A 21,704-nucleotide genomic window follows, 5' to 3' on the forward strand; every position below is an offset into this window, starting at 1 on the left:
ACTACACTGGTTGAAATTTTACTTTATTCTTGCTTGAGAAGCCGAACGCTTTCGTCAAAATCTTGATCAATGGCTTCATTTTTACGATGGGTCCACAGGCTGACGATCACCGCAACAACAAAGTTGAAGACGAAGCCGGGAACAATTTCATAAAGAGTTTCGCCAAGCCCGGCGTTTTTCCATATAATAACGGTAGCGGCACCAACAATCATGCCGAAAAGTGCGCCCCAGTTCGTGATTTTTTTCCAAAACAAGCTTAAAAGAATAATTGGTCCGAACGAAGCGCCAAACCCTGCCCACGCGTAGGCCACAAGGTTTAAGATGGTATTGTTTTGTTTAAAGGCCAGAGCGGCAGCAATCACGGCAATCAGCAATACGGCTAATCTGCCAAGGAAAACAAGCTCTTTGTCTTTCGCATCTTTGCGGACAACGATTTTATACAAATCTTCAACCAATGCACTCGACGTTACAATTAATTGGGATGAAATGGTGCTCATAATGGCTGCGAGGATAGCAGCCAAGGCAAAGCCGGCAAAGAGTGGATGGAATAAAATTTGGCTAAGCGAAATGAAAACAGCTTCAGGATTTTTTAATGAGTATTGTGTGTTCTGATGAAAAAAGGCAAGGCCAATCAGTGCTGTAAAAATGGTGCCGATTAGCGAAAAGATCATCCAGCTCATACCAATTCGGCGGGCGCTTTTTGTCTCTTTCACTGTCTTAATCGCCATAAAGCGAACAATGATGTGCGGCTGGCCAAAATAGCCAAGTCCCCAAGCCGCCGCGGAGACAACCCCTAAGAAAGTTGTGCCTTTAAATAAATCAAGCAATGTCGGATCAATCGCGCGGATCGTCGAGAACGTTTCAGCCGGACCACCGGTTTTAAAAACCCCGATTGCTGGAACAAGCAGGAGCGCCAGCAGCATCATTAACCCCTGAATAAAATCGGTATAACTTACAGCGAGAAATCCCCCGAAAAGCGTATAGGCTACAACAACACCGCCAACGATATAAAGGCCTGTATGGTAACTTGTCTGAAAGGAATTCTCGAAGAAAACCGCACCTGAAACCATCCCGGATGAAACATAGAAAGTAAAGAAAATAAGAATCACAATACCGGAAACAATCCGAAGCAATTTCGTTCCATCTTTAAAACGGTTTTCCAGGAAACTCGGGATCGTAATTGAATCGTTCGCAACTTGTGTATACGAACGAAGGCGTGGTGCCACTAACCGCCAATTTAAATAGGCACCGATCGTCAAGCCAATGGCAATCCAGGCATCGGCAAGACCTGTGACGTAGATTCCTCCCGGTAAACCCATGAGAAGCCATCCGCTCATATCTGCAGCGCCGGCGCTTAACGCAGTAACTGCAGGACCCAATGACCGGCCACCTAACATATAGTCCGTCAGATTGCTTGTGCGGCGATAGGCATACCAACCAATGAAAAGCATGGCCGCCAAGTAAATTCCAATCGAAACAAGTTGTAATGTTTCATTGACCATTCATTTTCCCCCTTTTATTCAATTTTGGAAAAGCTAGAATATTCAAAAATAATATTCTATATTTAAAAAATATTCTAATTATTATAGTTATAATACACTTTTTTTATGAGAGTCAATAGACAATTATTTTTTTAAAATATGAAAAAAACTCGTCGTTCCAAGTCGGACGTTTCTCAGCGAAACAGACTGAATGGGAAACTTTTGCAAATGGAATAGGAAAAGAGGTATGATAGTGTACGGGCAACTGAATGAAAAACAATAAAAGACATGTGGAGTTAGAAAATTGTAAGAATTTAGTTATAGGATGATGTTCATGAAAAGAGCAAGACTGATTTACAATCCTACTTCAGGCCGGGAAATTTTAAAGCGAAACCTTCCAGAAATTCTTGAAAAATTAGAAGTAGCTGGTTACGAAGCTTCCTGTCATGCGACGACTGGAGCGGGAGATGCAACGAAAGCAGCCCGAATTGCCGTAAAGCGACAGTATGATGCTGTCATTGCAGCAGGCGGTGATGGAACCATTCATGAAGTGGTAAACGGACTCGCAGAACAGGAATATCGCCCAAAGCTTGGGATTATCCCAGCTGGCACAACCAATGACTTTGCTCGTGCCCTGCAAATCCCGCGCGATATTTTAGGCGCTGTCGACATCATTACAAAGGGAGATACGATCCCTGTTGATATTGGCCGGATGAATGAAAAGTATTTTATCAATATCGCAGGTGGCGGTAGGATCACCGAGCTTACCTATGAAGTGCCGAGCAAATTGAAAACCATGCTTGGCCAGCTTGCTTACTATTTGAAGGGAATGGAAATGCTGCCATCGATCAAAGCGACTGAAGTTCGGATTGAGTATGACGGAAAGCTGTTTGAAGGCGAAGCCATGCTGTTTCTTGTCGGGTTGACGAATTCGATCGGCGGGTTTGAAAAAATTGCTCCGGATTCATCGATTAATGATGGCCTTTTTTCATTGTTAATTTTGAAAAAAATTAATTTGGCCGATTTTATTCGGATTGCAACGTTGGCACTTCGGGGCGAGCATGTCAACGACCCAAGTGTCATTTATACCCAAGCTAACCGGATCAAAGTCCATTCGGCTGAAAAAGTCCAGTTGAATCTGGACGGCGAGTTTGGCGGCTTGTTGCCTGCGGAATTTGAGAATCTTTATCGCCATTTAGAAGTTTTTGTGCCAATCGATGACATTCGCCCGAATGATAAACCAACCGATTGGGAACCAGGGAAAAGATACAGCTGAACCATTTTATCTAGCCTGTTCAAAAAGTCCGCTTCAGGAGCGGACTTTTCAATTAAAGTTTATGCCAATCGGAAAGCCGATATTTTTTTAGCTAATCACCAAAAAGGCCGGGCGGTTTTTGTCCGGTTTTTCTTAGCTAATCAGAATTTATATCCATAAATTCTGAACGCACAAGGGCAACTATGCCTCTGTCTTCGCCAAAGGCTCGCCAATCAGCAAGTTTTCTTTAAAAGGTAACGGGTATATTGATGGAAAATAACTAAGGTCAAATAAATAAAAGGATAAAGGATAATAGAGTACCATAGATTCCACCCATTATAATAGAAGGTTTTACTCCATACAAAAAGTGTTTCATATATGCCGGCAAATACCACCCACCAAAAAAGGTAATAAATTTTACTTTTTAATTTTTTATGATAAGGAAAACTGTTTAAAAAAACAATGCTTACTGCTGGAAAGATCCCGAAAAGATAAAGGATCGTTTCCCAATTCACCCCTTTCGTAAAATAGCCATACCAATCATATTTTAAATCCAAAAAAACATTCGTTATCGTTTCAAAATAGAGAGAAAATAAGGTCGTGGTTAAAATTTCAATTTGAGACATTCTTTTAGGAATCAAAATGGCAATTAGATTGAAAAGAATGACCGAAAAGATAAGAAATAGCATGGTTTTTTACTCCTACCCCAAACGCAATCATCGTTCTTATCTTTTCCTATTTATCTGTCATGATACCCGTGTAGCCATGTGTAGGATTTTTCAGTAACGAGCCGTATAAATCGCGGGAATGAAGGATCCCATAGACTAAAAATGGTACTTTGGGTATAATGGTGAAAAAAGCTGTTATTGTATCGGGGGTCTATCAATGGCACATACATATCGAGATGATAGTTATACTTTGCATACAGATCTTTACCAGATTAATATGGCAGAAACGTATTGGCGCGATGGCATTCACAATAAGCGGGCGGTGTTTGAATTATTTTTCCGAAAACTTCCGTTTGGAAACGGCTATGCGGTTTTTGCCGGTTTGGAAAAAGCGATTCAATATATTCAGGACTTTCGGTTTACAGAGGAAGACCTTGCTTATTTAAAAAATGAAGTGGGCTACAAGGATGACTTTTTAGATTATTTGAAGGAATTGCGGTTTACCGGAACGATACGGGCGATGCGCGAAGGTGAGTTGGTTTTTGGCAATGAGCCGATACTGAGGGTAGATGCGCCCCTCGCTGAAGCGCAAATCATTGAAACGGCTTTGCTCAACATTGTGAATTACCAAACATTAATTGCGACAAAAGCGTCCCGAATTAAACAGGTAGTCGGAAATGATACTGCGATGGAATTTGGGACAAGAAGAGCACAGGAAATGGATGCGGCGATTTGGGGAACAAGAGCGGCTTATCTTGGCGGATTTGAAGCAACAAGCAACGTAAGAGCTGGAAAAATGTTTGGTATTCCTGTGTCGGGCACCCATGCCCATGCGATGGTGCAAGCTTATAAAGATGAATATACCGCTTTCCGCAAGTATGCTGAAACCCATAAGGATTGTGTGTTTCTTGTTGATACCTATGATACGCTGAAAATCGGAGTGCCGACGGCGATTAAAGTGGCAAAAGAGTTAGGGGATCAGATTCATTTTATCGGCATCCGCCTCGATAGCGGCGACCTTGCGTATTTGTCAAAGAAAGCGCGGAAAATGCTCGATGAAGCTGGTTTTAAAGAGGCAAAAATTGTCGCTTCGAGTGACCTCGACGAACACACCATTATCAACTTGAAAGCGCAAGGGGCGCAGATCGATAGTTGGGGAATCGGCACAAAATTGATTACGGCCTATGACCAGGCAGCGTTGGGCGCAGTTTACAAGATTGTGGCAATTGAAAATGAGAATGGCGAAATGGAAGATACGATTAAGATTTCATCCAATCCGGACAAGGTCACAACTCCGGGTTTGAAGAAAGTGTATCGCATCATAAATAATACGAACCATCATGCAGAAGGGGACTATATTGCCCTGGAGGATGAAAAGCTGCCAGAAAAACGGCTGCGGATGTTCCATCCGACGCATACGTATATCAATAAGGTGGTCACAAACTTTACGGCGCGCGAGCTGCATGAAGATATTTTTGTCGACGGAAAGTTTGTTTATCAGCTTCCGACGCTTGATGAGGCTCGTGCCTATTTGCGGCAAAATCTCGATCTATTTTGGGACGAGTATAAGCGGATTTTGAATCCGGAAGAATATCCGGTCGATTTGAGCCAGAAATGCTGGGATAACAAAATGAGAAATATCGAAGAAGTACGCGAAAAAGTGGCTGCAATGCAACGATAAGCCGCGAGCAAATGGGCGCCTTTGTTAAAAGGGCGCCTTTTTGCATGGCGTATTTAGAGATTTGGTTGAAAAAAACAGCCATTCTCCGGGTGAATGCGGGAATTCGACGCAATTCAGAGGGGATTCGACGCAATTCAGTGGGAATTCAACGCGATTCAGTGGGAATTCGACGCGATTCAGAGGGGATTCGACGCAATTCAGAGGGAATTCGACGCATTTGTCGAAAGAGCAGGCGAATAGAAGAAGCGCCGCTAATCTTGAACCGGGATTGGACGCGATTGGAGAAGAATTCGACGCGATTCAGAGGGGATTCGACGCAATTCAGTGGGAATTCGACGCAAAACCAGGCCGATTCGACGCAAATCAAGAGGAATTCGACGCGATTCAGAGGGAATTCGACGCGAAACCAGGCCGATTCGACGCAATTGTGGAGGGATTCGACGCGAAACCAGGCTAATTCGACGCATTTGTCGAAAGAGCAGGCGAATAGAAGAAGCGCCGCTAATCTTGAACCGGGATTCGACGCAATTGTGGAGGAATTCGACGCGAAACCAGGCCAATTCGACGCAATTGGAGAAGAATTCGACGCGAAATCAGGCTAATTCGACGCAATTGGAGAGGAATTCGACGCGAAACCAGGCCAATTCGACGCAAATCAAGAGGAATTCGACGCATTTGTCGAAAGAGCAGGCGAACAGAAGAAGCGCTATCCAATCTGAACCCGTCATTCGCCGGCTTTTTTGCAGCAGCTCAATTGACCCATCCAAAAGGCGGATCCTTCTGTACCTACTGAAACCTCTTCACAAGAAAATACGTCTTAAGTCTTAGAATGTTTTAAGATTCCAGTCTATGGATTACCTGCTAGTTTGGTGTATGATGAAGAGAAAGAAGCAAATTTTTAGGAGTGGATTTCCGATGAACCCAATATTCGCCGTTTTTCGCGCTATGATTGCCATCCCGGCCACCATCCCGGTCTGGTTCATTAGTTTTTTCGGCTTCCATCAATCGTTTCTCATGTCATCAGCCATCGCATTGGGCAGTGGTGCCCTCGTTTACTGGCTGCTGGCCATTTTTTCAAAAAAACGATTTTTAAAAAAGCACGGTCTGACAAGGAAAGAGTATCAATATATTAAAAGAAATTTGAATGAAGCAAAACCGAAAATTTACCGTTTGCACAAAGCGTTACTGTCGATTCGCCATCTTCCTTCATTGAAAGAGCGAATTGAATTTACCAAAATTACCCGTAAACTCTACACCCTTGCTAGAAAAGAACCAAAACGATTCTACCAGGCGGAACCATTCTTTTTTTCCCATTTGGATTCAGCTGTTGAACTTGCGGAAAAGTATGTATTCTTAGCAGCACAGCCGAAAAAGACGCCAGAACTGGAACAATCGCTAAACGAGGCGTTTTTCATGCTTGAAAATGTAAGCCAATTGGTCGAACAAGACTTGTTTCAAGTCCTGTCCAATGATATCGACAGGCTTGATTTTGAAATCGATGTAGCCAAGCATTCGCTGAAAAACTAACGAAAGCGGGAGACGAAATGGACGAAAAGAACCCATCATTGTTTAAAAACACAGAAAACGCCAACTTACTCGATGATTTGCTGGCGAATCCATTTGGGGACGCCGCAGCAACACCTGAACTGCAGCCGGAGAATGGGAAACCAACAAGACTGATCGATGTCATCCCCGAAGAAAACAGGGAAAAGGCGTACCAGCTGGCGGCACAAATCGATCCGAAAAACCACCAGGCGATGATCGCCTATGGAACTCCCGCCCAATCCAAGCTGTTGTCGTTTTCGCATACCATGCTGGAACATGTGCAGAAAAAAGATGTCGGCGAGGTCGGTGAAATCATCGCCGAATTAATGAAAAAACTGAATGAGGTCAATCCGGAAGAACTCAATCCGGAGAAGCCCTCCTTTTTTGCGCGGGTGTTTGGCAAAATTTCCGGCTCGATTCAGGAAGTGCTCTCGAAGTATCAAAAAACGGGTGCACAAATTGACCGCATCAGCGTGAAATTGGAACGCAGCAAAAATATCCTTCTTTCCGATATCGTGATGCTGGAAAAACTTTACGAAAATAACAAAGAATATTTCCATGCCCTGAATGTGTATATTGCAGCAGGGGAACTCAAACTCGAAGAACTGCACGGCAAGACCATCCCCGAGCTTAAGAAAGCGGCGGAAGCAACGAACGATCAAATGAAGTTCCAGGAAGTGAACGACATGATCCAGTTCGCCGACCGCCTGGATAAGCGACTGTACGACTTAAAGCTCAGCCGGGAAATTACGATTCAAAGCGCGCCGCAAATCCGGCTGATTCAAAATACAAATCAGGCGTTGGTCGAAAAAATTCAGTCATCGATCATGACGGCAATACCGCTTTGGAAAAATCAAGTTGCGATCGCACTTACGCTGATTCGCCAGCGCCATGCGGTTGAGGCACAAAAACTCGTATCGAAAACAACCAATGATCTCTTGCTGAAAAACGCTGAAATGCTAAAAGCGAATACGATCGAAACGGCAAAAGAGAATGAACGCGGACTCGTAGACATCGAAACCTTGAAAAAAACACAGGAAAATTTACTTTCAACCTTAGAAGAGACACTACGGATTCAGGAAGAAGGGCGGATGAAACGCCGTCATGCCGAACAGGAAATGGCCTCAATGGAAAATGAATTAAAGCAAAAACTGCTTGAAATAAAAGGAAAATAAAGCAAAAACTGCTTGATATAAAAGGAAAATAAAGCAAAAACTGCTTGAAATAAAAGGATAATAAAGCAAAACCTGCTTGAAATAAAAGGAAAATAACTGACAGCTTCGCTGGAACGTACAACAATACTGCACCAGTGAAGCTGTTTATTTTTTCAGAAAATAAAGAAGGGATTTCGCTATCAAGCGAGAATCCCTACAATTAAAACCTTCTTTGTGAGCGCGGAAGTGAGAAGTGAAATGAAATCTCCCATTGGAGGCGATGTGGATTGAAGGAAAAAGAAAGATTGCAGCAGATGTGGGAACTGTATGTGAAGGAGGGCACGCTGCACTCGGATCTCGATCCAGTCATCAAAAACTCTTGGATCCGTTCGAAAAAAAACAATGTCGATCCGTTTCAGACAACAGGGACAGAAAAATTATCTACTCGGCGGCTTGAGCAGCGGCTTCAGGAAAGGAGCAAACTGATCGCTATTTCGTTGCCATTAATGGAAGCGCTTTATTCATTGGTAAGAGGGTCAGGTTTTCTGGTTGTTCTATGTGACGAAAAAGGCTATTTACTAAAGGTCATTGGTGATCCAGAGCCACTTGCCAACGCCGAGAAAATTCAATTTGTCCGCGGAGCCAACTGGAGTGAAGCGGCGATCGGAACCAATGCAATCGGTACAGCCATTTTTGAGCGCAGGCCGATTCAAATTTTTTCCTATCAGCATTACGCAATAGCAACGCAATCCTGGACGTGCTCGGCCTCGCCAATTTTGGATGCAGCAGGGAAGATGATTGGCGTTTTAAATATTTCGGGGCCATATGAAAAAGTCCATCCCCATACGCTTGGAATGATTGTTTCAACGGTTAAAGCAATTGAATATGAGCTGCAGCTCAAGGAAAAAACAGAAAAGAATGAACAGATGATGAGCTATCTGGAAGAGACAACCAATACACTAAACGACGGTATCATTGTTCTCAATGAAAAGGGACAAATCATTAAAACGAATCGGATTCTGCAACAAATCTTGCAGATCCAAGCAAATGATATGGAAGGTGAAAACATTACAAAAATACTAGCCAGCCCGGAAATTGCTGTTTTTTTAGCAACAAATCAGGAAATTGCTGATGCCGAGGTGAAATTAACCGTTCATAAAACAGGAAAACCGATTTCCGTCCTGCTAAACGCCAAGCCGATTACCCGAGGCAATCAACTTATTGGCGCACTACTAACCATAAAGGAAATAAAACGGGTTCGTCAGTTGGTTAACCATCTATCCGGAAACCAGGCGAAGGTCACCTTTCATGAGATCATCGGAAAAAATGAAAAATTTCTTTCCTGCATTCAGGAAGCAAAGCTTGCAGCCCAGACAGATGCAACGGTGCTTTTAATGGGGGCAAGCGGGACGGGAAAGGATTTATTTGCCCAGGCGATTCACAATGAAAGCAGCAGAAGGGAGGGGCCGTTTATTGCGATCAATTGCGGCGGTATTCCTAGGGATCTGCTTGGAAGCGAATTGTTCGGATATGTTGAAGGTGCTTTTACGGGAGCAAGAAAAGGCGGGAACGCCGGAAAATTCGAGCTGGCTGATGGCGGGACGCTTTTTTTAGACGAAATTGGCGAAATGTCTTTAGAAATGCAGGTCTTGCTTTTACGCGTTTTACAGAACCGGGAAGTTGCGCGAATTGGCGGCTCAAAAGTGGTGCCGGTAAACGTCCGGATCATTGCGGCAACAAATAAGGATTTGAAAAAAGAAGTGCAACAGGGCAACTTCCGTGAAGATTTGTATTTTCGCTTAAATGTCATGCCAATTCAGATACCAAGCCTAAGGGAGCGAAGCGATGATATCCCGCTGCTCGTTGCCTATTTTTCAGGCCAAATTGCCGCCAGCTTGCAAAAACCAAAACCGAAAATCTTAAACGAGGTAATCACAGTTTTAAAAAGTTATCCTTGGCCGGGGAACGTGAGAGAACTGAACAATCTCATCGAACGAGCAATTGTGAGATCGGCAAACAATGAACTCTCAGCCGCTCTGTTTCCGCCCGATATCAGCGAATCAAAGCAGCCTTTCAGCGAGGACACTTTCTTGTTGTCAAAAAAAGATGAACGCAAACGGCAAGATTTGCTTGAATCGATTAAAAAATTCAACGGAAATTTCAGCAAAGCAGCCGCCTATTTGGGTGTTTCCAGAAGTACCCTGTACCGGCAAATGAAACGCTACAACATCCGCTGAGCTGTCCCGTTTTGGAACACTGTCCCGCTTAATGGGGACAACCTGTTGCAAAACGGGACAGTTCTTTTTTACGAAAAGCAGTTGGAAAGCGTTTTCGATATTGGCATGATACTTGCATCAAATGAATTGAACGCATTTTTAACGAAAAAGGAGGAACTGAATGTGTCAACGGCAAGTGAGAAAGTGACAATTCCTGTTGAAAAGCTGAAATGGATGTTTGAAACAATGGTGAAAAGCCGTTATTTTGAGGACACCATGGTGAAAGCATATGGGGAAGGAAAAAGCCCTGTTTTTAATATTGGAGCAGGCCCGGTTCCTGGCGAAATGCACTTAAGTACCGGACAGGAACCCGCCGCAGTTGGCATCTGTGCCCACCTGAAAAAAGAAGATACCGTGACGGCTCCGCACCGCCCGCACCACCATGCAATTGCCAAAGGGGTGGATTTGAAAAAAATGACGGCAGAAATGTTTGGAAAAATCACGGGTCTTGGGAAAGGAAAAGGCGGTCATATGCATTTATTTGACCCAGATGTGAAGTTCTCTTGCGGCGGCATTGTGGCAGCAGGGATTCCGCATGCAGTCGGAGCAGCGCTTGCCGCCAAGAAAAAGGGAAAGGACTGGGTTGCTGTTGCCTTCATTGGTGAAGGCGCTGCAAATGCCGGCGCATTCCATGAATCTTTGAATCTAGCAGCTGTGTGGAAATTGCCGCTAATTGTCGTAGTAGAGGATAATTCCTATGGCATTTCCGTTGCAAAACTGGCATCCACAGCCGTTGAATCAAATGCCAAGCGGGCAGCTGCCTATGGGATACCGGGTCACCATGTTCGTGACAATGATCCGCTTGAAATGTACCGTGTTTCAGAAGAAGCTGTTCGTCGGGCAAGAAATGGCGAAGGACCTTCGTTAATCGAAATTGAAACATACCGTTACCTTGGCCATTTCCAAGGAGATCCAGAACTCTACCGCGATCAAGATGAGGTACCGCAACTAAGGGAACTGGATCCAATTTTGAAAGTAAGAGAATTACTGTTGGCGGATGGCATTGCAAATGAAGCGGAAATTGCGAACCTGGAGGCAAAAGCGAAAAAGGAAGTAGATGAGGCTTATGCATTTGCCAGAGAAAGTGCCGATCCCGCACCAGAAGCGGCATTGGAGGACGTTTTTCATAAAACAGCATTTAATTCAAAAGGATAGGAATCTCTTAATTGAAGAAAGGAGCTTAAAGATGGAAACGATCAAACAGCGGATGTTGACGGGAAATAAAGCGATGGCTGAGGCGATTGCCTTGGAGATGGAACGAGATCCAAATGTTTTTGTCCTAGGGGAAGATGTTGGGAAATACGGCGGCATTTTCGGTGCGACCCAAGGCCTGATTGAAAAATTTGGCGCTGATCGCGTCATGGATACACCGATTTCAGAGACGGCTTTTATTGGTGCGGCAATCGGAGCGGCAGCTGAGGGAATGCGCCCGATCGCTGAACTAATGTTTGTGGACTTTTTCGGCGTTTGCATGGATCAAATTTACAACCATATGGCGAAAATTCCGTATATGTCAGGCGGTAATGTGAAACTGCCAATGGTTTTGATGACAGCAGTCGGCGGCGGCTACAGTGATGCGGCACAGCATTCACAAACATTGTATGCCACGTTTGCCCATCTGCCAGGTCTGAAAGTGGTTGCGCCATCTACTCCATATGACTTAAAAGGGATGATGATTTCGGCAATCCGCGACGATAATCCGGTAGTGTTCATGTTCCACAAAACCCTTCAAGGCCTTGGCTGGATGGATCAGCTTGACGCGTCTATTTCCCATGTGCCAGAAGAGGCTTATACGGTACCCCTGGATAAAGCAAAGGTTGTTCGTGAAGGAAAAGACGTGACCATTGTCGGCTTGCAAATGACGATGCATTATGCGCTTGAAGCGGCTCAAAGGCTAGCGAAAGAAGGAATGGAAGCGGAAGTCATTGACTTAAGGTCACTTGCCCCGATTGATAAAGATACCATTTTAGCTTCCGTCCGGAAAACACACCGGCTGATCATTGCGGATGAGGACTATTTGTCATATGGTGTGACAGCAGAAATTTCTGCCATTGTTGCAGAAGAGGCCTTATATGATCTCGAGGCGCCGGTTAAGAGGATTGCGATTCCGAATGTTCCAATTCCGTACAGCCGCGGTTTGGAAAAATTCGTCCTTCCAAGCGCGGAAAAAATCTACAATGCCGCAGTCCAACTGGTGAATGAGGATTAAGTGAAAGCCTGTTTTTGTGCAAATTGATGGAACTTTCATACGGGAAAAACTCATAAATTTGGCGAAAAAACAGCTGAACGGTCACTATGAAAGATTCAAAAATCGGTAGAAGGTCATTAGAAAGGCGAGTAATGCCCGTCGGAGGGTGGGAATCCAGGGAATCGGTCATTAGAAAGGCGAGTAATGCCCGCCGGAGGGAGAAAACCGAGGGAATCGGTCACTAGTCAAGCGAGTAATGCCCGTCGGAGTGGAAAAACCGAGGGAAACGGTCATTAGTCAGGCGAGTAATGCCCGCCGGAGGGAGAAAACCGAAGGAAACGGTCATTAGTCAGTCGAGTAATGCCCGTCGGAGGGTGGAAATCCAGGGAATCGGTCACTAGAAAGGCGAGTAATGCCCGTCGGAGGGTGGAAACCGAGGGAAACGGTCACTAGTCAAGCGAGTAATGCCCGCCGGAGGGAGAAAACCGAGGGAATCGGTCACTAGTCAAGCGAGTAATGCCCGTCGGAGGGTGGGAATCCAGGGAAACGGTCACTAGTCAAGCGAGTAATGCCCGCCGGAGGGAGAAAACCGAGGGAAACGGTCACTAGTCAGGCGAGTAATGCCCGTCAGAGGGAGAAAACCGAGGGAAACGGTCACTAGTCAGGCGAGTAATGCCCGCCGGAGGGAGAAAACCGAGAGAATCGGTCACTAGTCAGGCGAGTAATGCCCGCCGGAGGGTGGGAATCCAGGGAATCGGTCACTAGAAAGGCGAGTAATGCCCGTCGGAGGGTGGAAACCGAGGGAAACGGTCACTAGTCAGTCGAGTAATGCCCGTCGGAGGGAGAAAACCGAGGGAAACGGTCATTAGAAAGGCGAGTAATGCCCGTCGGAGTGAAAAAACCGAGGGAAACGGTCACTAGTCAGTCGAGTAATGCCCGCCGGAGGGTGGGAATCCAGGGAAACGGTCACTAGTCAGGCGAGTAATGCCCGTCGGAGTGAAAAAACCGAAGGAATCGGTCATTAGTCAGGCGAGTAATGCCCGTCGGAGGGTGGAAACCGAGGGAATCGGTCACTAGTCAGGCGAGTAATGCCCGTCGGAGTGAAAAAACCGAGGGAATCGGTCACTAGTCAGGCGAGTAATGCCCGTCGGAGGGAGAAAACCGAGGGAATCGGTCATTAGAAAGGCGAGTAATGCCCGTCGGAGGGAAAAAACCGAAGGAATTGGTCATTAGTCAGGCGAGTAATGCCCGCCGGAGTGGAAAAACCGAGAGAATCGGTCACTAGTCAGGCGAGTAATGCCCGCCGGAGTGGAAAAACCGAGGGAAACGGTCATTAGTCAGTCGAGTAATGCCCGCCGGAGGGAGAAAACCGAGGGAAACGGTCATTAGTCAGTCGAGTAATGCCCGCCGGAGTGGAAAAACCGAGGGAAACGGTCATTAGTCAGTCGAGTAATGCCCGTCGGAGGGAGAAAACCGAGGGAAACGGTCATTAGTCAGCCGAGTAATGCCCGCCGGAGGGTGGAAACCGAAGGAAACGGTCATTAGTCAGTCGAGTAATGCCCGCCGGAGGGTGGGAATCCAGGGAAACGGTCATTAGTCAGTCGAGTAATGCCCGTCGAAGGGAGAAAACCGAGAGAATCGGTCACTAGTCAGGCGAGTAATGCCCGCCGGAGTGGAAAAACCGAGGGAAACGGTCATTAGTCAGCCGAGTAATGCCCGTCGGAGGGAGAAAACCGAGGGAAACGGTCATTAGTCAGCCGAGTAATGCCCGCCGGAGTGGAAAAACCGAGGGAAACGGTCATTAGTCAGTCGAGTAATGCCCGCCGGAGGGTGGAAACCGAAGGAAACGGTCATTAGTCAGTCGAGTAATGCCCGTCGGAGGGAGAAAACCGAGGGAAACGGTCATTAGTCAGTCGAGTAATGCCCGTCGGAGGGAGAAAACCGAGGGAAACGGTCATTAGTCAGTCGAGTAATGCCCGCCGGAGTGGTAAAACCGAGGGAAACGGTCATTAGTCAGTCGAGTAATGCCCGTTCCTTGCGAAAAATCACCGCAACGGTAACTACAAAAGGTTCATAAGCCCGTGCCCAGAGAAAAACCTGCAAAATGATCACTTTGAAAAACTCAACAAAACCGAAACCAAGCAAAAAATCATAAAACGGGTAGTAAAGAATGAATCTCAATACCTGGCAAAATCAAAATCAAAATCAAAAGCGAAAAGTATTGGCAAATGATTCGTCACAAGGAGGCCATGCATCGTGTATGAAATAAAACTGCCGCAAACAGCTGAAGATATTTCAGAAAGTGTTATTGTTTTTTGGCATAAATACCCAGGAGATGAAGTGAAGGCTGGCGATGTGCTGGTCGAAGTGCAAACGGAAAAAGCCGTTTTTGAAATCGAAGCGGAAGAGAGTGGGATTTTAACAGAAATCAAGATTCCAAGAGGTGAAGTTGCCAGTGTTGGCGATGTGCTTGCGACGATTTCTCCGGCTGCAGAAGCGGTTCCAGAAAACAGCCACCCAATCAACCGGGAGGATGCACCTTTAGCTGCAACGGCACATAAGGAACCAACGCAATTTGTGAAAGCGCCGCCGAGAATCCGCCGGTTGGCTCGCGAACTTGGTGTGGACTTGGCAACAATTGCAGGTACAGGGCGCAATGGTCACATAACAGAAGAAGATGTCCGCCGCTCTGCCGCTGCCGTAACCGCTCCCGAGTACAAAGTGGTTCCGATCACCGGGATTCGGAAAACAATTGCCAGTCGAATGACGGAAAGTTTACGATCATCGGCCCAATTGACTGAAACGGCTTGGGCAGACGTGACTTTGCTGGATGAGGAGCGGAAGAGAGCCGATCCTAAGTTGACATGGAACGATCTGATCCTGTTTGCGGCAGTCCAAGCACTGAAACAGCATCCAAACATGAACGCCCATGTTTTAGATGAAATCCATCAGTACGAAAAAATTCATCTGGGTATAGCCGTCGATACGGAAGAGGGACTATTTGTTCCCGTTATCAAAAATGCTGGGGAGTTGAGCCTCGTTCAACTAGCGGCGCAGGCTCGCAGTTTGGCGGATAAAGCAAGAGAGGGGCGGCTTGCAGCTAGCGACCTATCAGGCGCCACGTTTACAGTTACGAATTTGGGCAGCTATGGGGTTCAATTTTTTACGCCGATCATCAACCGGCCAGAAGCAGCGATTTTAGGAGTGGGAAAAATCGAGACCGACCTCGTTTTTCAGGAGCGGCAAATCGTTGAACGGAAGCGCCTCCCATTAAGCTTAACATTTGATCACCGGGCAATCGACGGAGCCCCTGCCGCCCGTTTCTTGCAAACACTCATCAGGTTTTTGCAGGAGCCTTCCAAATTGTTGGATGAAATTTTGGCAAAATAATGCCCATGCAAAAAGCTGGAAAGGTACAGAAAACGTCCTCTTCCAGCTTCTTTTTTACGCTCTGCTAAAATGGCCTGTTGGTTTCGCTGCCAATTGAGAGCCATAAGCAAAGTTTTTAGTAACCAACACGAATTACACTCTATTACGGCCCCGGCCAGAAATCAATTTAAACACAAACACTACGATTGCAATCACAAGAAGTAGGTGGATTAACCCCCCAGCAATATGAAATACAAGACCGAGAACCCAAAACAATAATAATAAACCAATAATCGTCCAAAGCATTGTCTCTACCTTCTTTCTCATTTGTACTTAGTTTTCTTTTCCCTAGAAGGGCTTTCGCTAAACATATCCACCTATCAAAAGTAATTTTTTGTCATTTGTATATCATCCATTACATAGATTAAAAATAGAGAGATGCACGATCGGGGATGTTCATCTAGGGGGGAAATTGTGTGGAGGAAATGTTTTGCACGCTTGATGCACGCGGAAGGTTTCAATATATTTCGCCACCCATGCAGCAAAAATTTGGGGATGAAGACTACCGGGAGGGTACGGACGTCAAACAGTTGATCCATCCGGAGGACTTTCAGACCGCTAAAGAATACTTTATCAAATCAATTATGAAAGTTGACGGTTTTGAAACAAATTTACGGCTAAAATACCTGAGACATAAATGGATCTTAGTGAAAATCAAAGCCTTTCCGCTCATCAACGAGTGGGGGAAAATCCAAACGATCCTCATCTATCTCGATATGATTGAGGACATGAAAAAAGAAGAATCGGATCCCAACAGGAGTGATGTTCCAATCCCCGATCAGGATGCTTTCAAAAAGGGAAAACGATCGATCCGAACACGAATGGATGCTCAGCAAGGGAAACAACCATCTGTAAAAAATAAATGGGAAAACAAGCAAACGAATGTTCCGGCCGAAATCGTTGCCTTTTCACAACAATTAACCGCTAGAAAGAATTCACCACCTATTTCTTTCCCGAAAAAAAATAGTCTACTGTTGGCCGCGTTCAATTTAAGAGGAGAAATTACAAGCGTGAACTTGGCAGCTCAAGAAATAACCGGGTATACAGAAGAAGAGTTTTTAACATTCACTTTTCTTGATTTACTCCCGCCTGAAATGAAAACAACTGTAATCGATTTTGTGAACTGCTCCATTTCCACGGATCTTGACATTTCCAATAAAATTGTCACAATGATCGATAAAAGCGGTAAGCCGCTTCAATTAACCATTCATGCATTGCCGCTTTTTAAACGGGGGAAAATAAGCGGCTTATTCGTCATGGGGAAGGATATTTCAAAGGAAATGGAGCTTGAAGGACGATTATTAAGATCAAAACAAGCCTTTTATGAGAAATACAATTCGATTCCATTATGCATTCTTCTTTTAGAAATTGATCGAAAAAATGACTGCGCCAAAATTGCCGAGGCAAATGATTTTACATTGAGAACACTCCGATACACCCATAAGGAGATCGCAAACAAGCCTTTTTGTGAACTATTGTATTTAAAAAATTTCCGGATGAATGCTTTTCTGAAAAACCACTTGGAGTACTTGCATATTCGAACGGTTTTTTTAACAAAGGATGGGAACAAGTTGCCCGCCTTCCTGTATTGCCATTTAACTGAATGGGAAGGAAAAGAAGTCATTTTAACGATTGCGAGGCTGGCTGAATTAGATACCAGCCGCAAAACAGTCGATAAAACGGACTCGGGTCGACAGCTTCGCGTGCTTATGGCGGAAATGGATATCAACACAATGGAGCTTGCCAATCTCACGGGATTAACAACTGCAACCATTTCCAATCTTAGAACCGGAAAAGTCAAAAAGCCGAATATCGAAACAGCTGAAAAAATTGCGGCGGCATTAGGGGTTAACCTATCTTATTTATGGCCGGAGCTAAGGTATTAGTTCGACTTTTGAAATCATTAAAATTCGCAGTTTCACCGCTGAAATCCCTCATATATTCTGTAAAAATAGAAAATGGGGTGAGCGGATGGGAGCAGGTTCAAAAAAGAAAGGTTATCGTGGTGAAGCCGAGCTTGCGAAGTTAACAGGCGGAAAAAGGGTTCCCCTTTCAGGAATGGTCAATGGTTTTGACCATGATGTTATTTTGCCGAACGGCTGGGCAGTGGAAGTCAAGCGACAAAAATCTGGCTTTAAAACAATCTATAAATGGATTGAGAAGGATCATCCTGACATCGTGGCATACAGGGCAGATCACAAACCGTGGATGGTAACAATGAAATTGGAAAAGTTTCTAGAATTGTTGGGGAAAAATACGTAATAGGAGCTTAAGGTGATCCCTCTGATTTGTTAAATTTTAGATGAGAATTTTCTCATAAAATGTGATATACTGTAATTGCTAGGAGAAAAGAACTAGGCCCGGCAACCTAGTCTTTTAGCCGAAGCAGATTTTATAAAAGGGCTGAACAGATGATTACTCCAGAAAACAAACTACTATTGTTTGACCTATTGTACCGGCATTACATTTTGCACGAGGACTTGGATCGCATTCATCAGCTCATTGCGACACTGAAAAAGGAAATGACTACGATTGAAGCGGAGGATGTAACCGCACTCGACCCCAATCAGTTTCCGGCAAAACTTAAATCAGAATGGCAAGAATATCTGGATTGCCGCAAAAAACAAAAAATGTAAAGCGACCTGTTTGGATGCAGATCGCTTTTTCTTTGTGCATTTCTACTAAACTAAAGCGCAAGTGTAACAGGTTCTAGGCATGTAACAGCACAGAAACAGCACAAATCCACTGTGATACAAATGCCTGTTGTTTTAATATCCTCTGGTTTGGCACCTTCAAATTGCTTGCATGGATTTGCAGGGTTTGGCCCTCCTTTTACCTCCAAAAGCTCCAGGCTTGCACAGCAGTTATCATCGACATCATTGACTCGAAAGACGAAAGACTGGATGCATTCAAGATGTTGTGCTCCCCCAGTTGTTCTGACTCTTACCCCTGTTCCTAAGAACGGATTACAGTCACAATAGAGAATGACTGGAATCGTGTTAGGGCTGGTGGAAGCTGGTGACACCCCGTTTAATAATTCTTGGATCGACTTTTCGCAGCTGACAGTGCAGCCTGATGTCGGGGACACTTGGTCCTGTGCATCAACGATTGCCCGCAACACCGAACAAACGCAATTTTCACCCGTACTTCCGGTATTTCCACATACCATATAGATCAACTCCCTCATTTTTTTCTTTACCAGCATATGAAGAGTGGTGTTTTTGGTGTGGGTAGCTATCTATTTTTGGAAAAAGGAATGGTTAGACCTTTCTTTTAATCATTTCAACTATACGCGTGATTGCGTAAATTTTTTATAAAATAAAGTAGGCATATGGCATACATACCATCAGCTTTCCATAAGCTGAAACCTGGAACGCTGATCTTGACTTGGCTTTTTATAGAAAGAAAACTCGCCGACAGAGGCGCAGTTGCCTTTATCGGTTCAGAATTTAGGGATTTACCTTCTGTTTCGCTAAAAAAGGAGCACCATCCGTCCGGTGCTCCAAATCTAAAAGGAGATAAAACCAAGGAGTTGCGGCTCCTTACATTCATACCATATGCGAAAAATTGCTGCAGGTGACAATAAATGGATTATCCTCCGTGAATTTCTTGAATACTTTTTCCGCCGAGAAAGGCATGTCCTGTTTTGATCGTGGCAATCGTGTCAAAGCCGTTTTTTTGATACACCTTTTCGACTCGTTCGCTAATCGGAAAAACCCAAAGATTTTCCACTTTTCGTTCCGCAGCCACACGCTGGATATGGCGGATCAAGTGGCCGATCAATCCTCTTCCGCGAAAGGCTTCAACGGTTGCGACACTTTCCATTCGCGCTTGATTGTTGTGCGCAAAAATGCAAGCTGTTGCACAAGGCGTTCCCTCATATCGCAGAAGAAAATGGGTATAGGCAGGCTGGCGAAATTCCTGTGCAAAAGCTTTTTCACGCACACTTCTGCCGCCCAATTCGTTGATGCTACACTCAATTTCCATGGCTTCGGTAAAATTGTCCTCGGTGACTTGCTCAATCGTAATTCGAGGGTCATTCTCCTGTTCTGTGATCCGTCTATTCCACACTTGAACGGGATCATTAAATTCTTCAACACCAAAGCCATATTCTTTTAACTCCGCCAACAAGCGTTGATGTCGATCCAAATCGTACAGATAGAACCGCGGAGTCAAGTTTCTTTTTTGATAAAAAGAAATAGCATCGGCCATTACTTTTTTGGGATCATCGGAGGTTGAATCCACATGTGCATGATTCGCATCGTAATAGTTTGGTTGCATTTCGTTATAAAAATAACAGCCCCACTCCGTCTCAATCCGGTTCGTAAAGGTTTCCAAATAGGCAAAATCCAGTTCAAGTACTTTTTTTAAAATGTCCATTTCTATTCCTCCTGTTTCTATTTTACGATAAGAAAGAAAGGCTTTCACGAATAATTCGGATGATTTGCCAATAAACCTGCTGGTTTCGCAATACGCTAGGCTTTGTGTTACAATTTTTTTAATCAAAATGGAGCAAAGGAAGAACACGATGAATAGAACTTTACCCGTTCAAAAAAATGAGTATATAGAGGTTGTTTTTGAAGATTTGACTCACGATGGGGCAGGGGTTGCAAAGGTAGACGGCTATCCGATATTCGTGCCAAAGGCACTCCCGGGCGAGTCGGCGAAAATCAAGGTCATTAAGGTGAACAAAGGATACGGCTTTGGCCGGTTGATCGAGCTGTATGAAAAAAGCCCTTACCGGGTGGAGATTCCGATTAGTGAAGCCCATAAATATGGCGGCTGTCAGCTTCAGCATCTCAGCTATGAAGGCCAGCTGAAATACAAGGAAAACCTTGTCCGCCAAGTGCTGACAAGGATCGGCAAGCTTGAAGATGTGAAAGTCCTCCCGATTTTAGGAATGAACAATCCTTGGCATTACCGCAACAAGGCGCAAGTGCCTGTTGGGGAAAAAGATGGGGAGTTGATTGCCGGTTTTTTTAAACCAAGAAGTCATGAAATTGTGGATACGGATGAAAGCGTGATTCAATTACCTGAAGTGAACGAAGCCATTCAAACAGTTAAAGAAATTTGCCGGAAGCTGGGCATCGAGTCGTATGATGAAGAGAACCATAAAGGTGTGCTCCGCCATATCATGGCCCGCTATGGTCTGCAGACAGGCGAGCTGATGGTGGTGTTGATCACAAGAACAGCCGATCTTCCGTTTAAAAACCAACTAGTGGATGAACTCGTCACCCGTCTGCCAAGGATCAAATCGATCGTGCATAACGTGAATGCAAAACGAACAAATGTTATTTTGGGCGAAAAAACGACCGTTCTTTGGGGCAATGAAGTCATTTATGACTCTATCGGCAATGTCAAATTTGCCATCTCAGCATTGTCGTTTTACCAAGTCAATCCTGTTCAAACAAAGGTGCTTTATGACAAAGCCCTGGAGTATGCCGGATTGAATGGTGAAGAAACGGTTATTGATGCCTACTGTGGTATTGGCACAATTTCCTTATTTTTAGCACAAAAAGCCCGGAGTGTCTTCGGAGTTGAAGTCGTTCCAGAAGCAATTGAAGACGCCAAGCGGAACGCTGCTCTCAATGGGATTACCAATGCTGAATTTGCTGTCGGCGAAGCGGAAACCGTCATTCCGAAATGGTACAAGGAAGGGCACACGGCAGATGTCTTTGTCGTCGATCCACCAAGAAAAGGCTGTGACGAAGCCCTCCTCGAAACCATTATCACCATGAAACCTAAAAAAGTCGTCTACGTCTCCTGCAACCCTGCTACACTGGCGCGTGACTTAAGGATTTTGGAAGATGGGGGATACAACACATTGGAAGTGCAGCCGGTGGATATGTTTCCCGGAACGACGCATGTTGAAACAGTTGCACTGCTAGAGCGAAAATAGCCCATGAAATCAAGGTTTTGTAGCGATTTTTACAACGACTGTTTCCTATCTTATTAGTCTAGGAAAACAGAATACGGATAAAAATGTGCAGGAAAAGGGTGTGTAGTTTTGCAGATTAATTTAACTGA

Annotated in this window: 17 protein-coding genes; 12 read left to right on the forward strand and 5 right to left on the reverse strand. The window is 44.8% G+C overall.

Annotation, left to right across the window (positions count from 1 at the left end):
- Positions 1-23: 23 nt before the first annotated feature.
- The gene (gene putP, locus ACQYAD_RS02910; RefSeq protein ID WP_430235350.1) at positions 24-1,502 is read right to left on the reverse strand and encodes a sodium/proline symporter PutP; all 1,479 of its coding nucleotides are present in this window, start codon (positions 1,500-1,502) and stop codon (positions 24-26) included.
- A 313-nt stretch (positions 1,503-1,815) separates the two neighbouring features.
- On the opposite strand from putP, the gene ACQYAD_RS02915 reads away from it, so the two are divergent.
- Complete coding sequence (locus tag ACQYAD_RS02915; RefSeq protein WP_430235353.1) at positions 1,816-2,757, forward strand: diacylglycerol kinase; 942 nt, start codon at positions 1,816-1,818, stop codon at positions 2,755-2,757.
- 212 nt (positions 2,758-2,969) lie between these two features.
- On the opposite strand, the gene ACQYAD_RS02920 is transcribed toward ACQYAD_RS02915, so the two are convergent.
- Positions 2,970-3,425: a CBO0543 family protein gene (locus tag ACQYAD_RS02920; RefSeq protein ID WP_430235355.1), complete on the reverse strand. Its 456-nt coding sequence runs from the start codon at positions 3,423-3,425 to the stop codon at positions 2,970-2,972.
- Between the two features lie 196 nt (positions 3,426-3,621).
- Between ACQYAD_RS02920 and ACQYAD_RS02925 the strand changes: the two genes are divergently transcribed.
- The 7 genes from ACQYAD_RS02925 to ACQYAD_RS02955 all read left to right on the forward strand — a co-directional run bounded on the left by ACQYAD_RS02925 (position 3,622) and on the right by ACQYAD_RS02955 (position 15,638).
- Positions 3,622-5,085, forward strand: a complete 1,464-nt coding sequence (locus ACQYAD_RS02925) for a nicotinate phosphoribosyltransferase (protein ID WP_430235358.1) — start codon at positions 3,622-3,624, stop codon at positions 5,083-5,085.
- 915 nt (positions 5,086-6,000) lie between these two features.
- Positions 6,001-6,612 carry a 5-bromo-4-chloroindolyl phosphate hydrolysis family protein gene (locus ACQYAD_RS02930; protein WP_430235360.1) on the forward strand — a complete coding sequence of 204 codons (612 nt, stop codon included), beginning with the start codon at positions 6,001-6,003 and terminating at the stop codon, positions 6,610-6,612.
- A gap of 17 nt (positions 6,613-6,629) precedes the next feature.
- Positions 6,630-7,805, forward strand: coding sequence for a toxic anion resistance protein (locus ACQYAD_RS02935; RefSeq protein WP_430235362.1), 1,176 nt, complete (start codon positions 6,630-6,632; stop codon positions 7,803-7,805).
- A 266-nt stretch (positions 7,806-8,071) separates the two neighbouring features.
- The gene (locus tag ACQYAD_RS02940) at positions 8,072-10,021 is read left to right on the forward strand and encodes a sigma-54-dependent Fis family transcriptional regulator (RefSeq protein ID WP_430235364.1); all 1,950 of its coding nucleotides are present in this window, start codon (positions 8,072-8,074) and stop codon (positions 10,019-10,021) included.
- 213 nt (positions 10,022-10,234) lie between these two features.
- Positions 10,235-11,215, forward strand: a complete 981-nt coding sequence (locus ACQYAD_RS02945) for a thiamine pyrophosphate-dependent dehydrogenase E1 component subunit alpha (RefSeq protein WP_430235509.1) — start codon at positions 10,235-10,237, stop codon at positions 11,213-11,215.
- A 31-nt stretch (positions 11,216-11,246) separates the two neighbouring features.
- A complete protein-coding gene (locus ACQYAD_RS02950) occupies positions 11,247-12,269 on the forward strand; it encodes an alpha-ketoacid dehydrogenase subunit beta (RefSeq protein ID WP_430235366.1) in 1,023 nt (340 codons plus the stop codon).
- A 2,235-nt stretch (positions 12,270-14,504) separates the two neighbouring features.
- Positions 14,505-15,638, forward strand: a complete 1,134-nt coding sequence (locus tag ACQYAD_RS02955) for a dihydrolipoamide acetyltransferase family protein (RefSeq protein ID WP_430235369.1) — start codon at positions 14,505-14,507, stop codon at positions 15,636-15,638.
- 132 nt (positions 15,639-15,770) lie between these two features.
- Here ACQYAD_RS02955 and ACQYAD_RS02960 read toward each other — a convergent pair whose 3' ends face one another.
- Positions 15,771-15,923 (reverse strand): lmo0937 family membrane protein, encoded by a 153-nt coding sequence (locus ACQYAD_RS02960; protein ID WP_430235372.1) that lies wholly within the window; start codon positions 15,921-15,923, stop codon positions 15,771-15,773.
- Between the two features lie 179 nt (positions 15,924-16,102).
- Between ACQYAD_RS02960 and ACQYAD_RS02965 the strand changes: the two genes are divergently transcribed.
- The 3 genes from ACQYAD_RS02965 (at position 16,103) to ACQYAD_RS02975 (ending at position 18,313) form a co-directional block, all read left to right on the forward strand.
- Positions 16,103-17,563, forward strand: a complete 1,461-nt coding sequence (locus ACQYAD_RS02965) for a PAS domain-containing protein (RefSeq protein ID WP_430235512.1) — start codon at positions 16,103-16,105, stop codon at positions 17,561-17,563.
- Positions 17,564-17,648: 85 nt separating this feature from the next.
- Complete coding sequence (locus ACQYAD_RS02970) at positions 17,649-17,939, forward strand: hypothetical protein (protein WP_430235375.1); 291 nt, start codon at positions 17,649-17,651, stop codon at positions 17,937-17,939.
- A 149-nt stretch (positions 17,940-18,088) separates the two neighbouring features.
- Positions 18,089-18,313 (forward strand): hypothetical protein, encoded by a 225-nt coding sequence (locus tag ACQYAD_RS02975; protein WP_430235378.1) that lies wholly within the window; start codon positions 18,089-18,091, stop codon positions 18,311-18,313.
- 50 nt (positions 18,314-18,363) lie between these two features.
- Here the strand turns inward: ACQYAD_RS02975 and ACQYAD_RS02980 are convergent, their stop codons facing one another.
- A complete protein-coding gene (locus ACQYAD_RS02980) occupies positions 18,364-18,846 on the reverse strand; it encodes a CotY/CotZ family spore coat protein (RefSeq protein WP_430235380.1) in 483 nt (160 codons plus the stop codon).
- 422 nt (positions 18,847-19,268) lie between these two features.
- Positions 19,269-20,057 (reverse strand): GNAT family N-acetyltransferase, encoded by a 789-nt coding sequence (locus tag ACQYAD_RS02985; RefSeq protein WP_430235383.1) that lies wholly within the window; start codon positions 20,055-20,057, stop codon positions 19,269-19,271.
- Between the two features lie 148 nt (positions 20,058-20,205).
- Between ACQYAD_RS02985 and rlmD the strand changes: the two genes are divergently transcribed.
- Positions 20,206-21,576 carry a 23S rRNA (uracil(1939)-C(5))-methyltransferase RlmD gene (rlmD, locus tag ACQYAD_RS02990; RefSeq protein WP_430235385.1) on the forward strand — a complete coding sequence of 457 codons (1,371 nt, stop codon included), beginning with the start codon at positions 20,206-20,208 and terminating at the stop codon, positions 21,574-21,576.
- Positions 21,577-21,704 lie beyond the last annotated feature (128 nt).

This window comes from Neobacillus sp. SM06 (assembly GCF_050496765.1).
Classification (GTDB): domain Bacteria; phylum Bacillota; class Bacilli; order Bacillales; family Cytobacillaceae; genus JAEVLT01.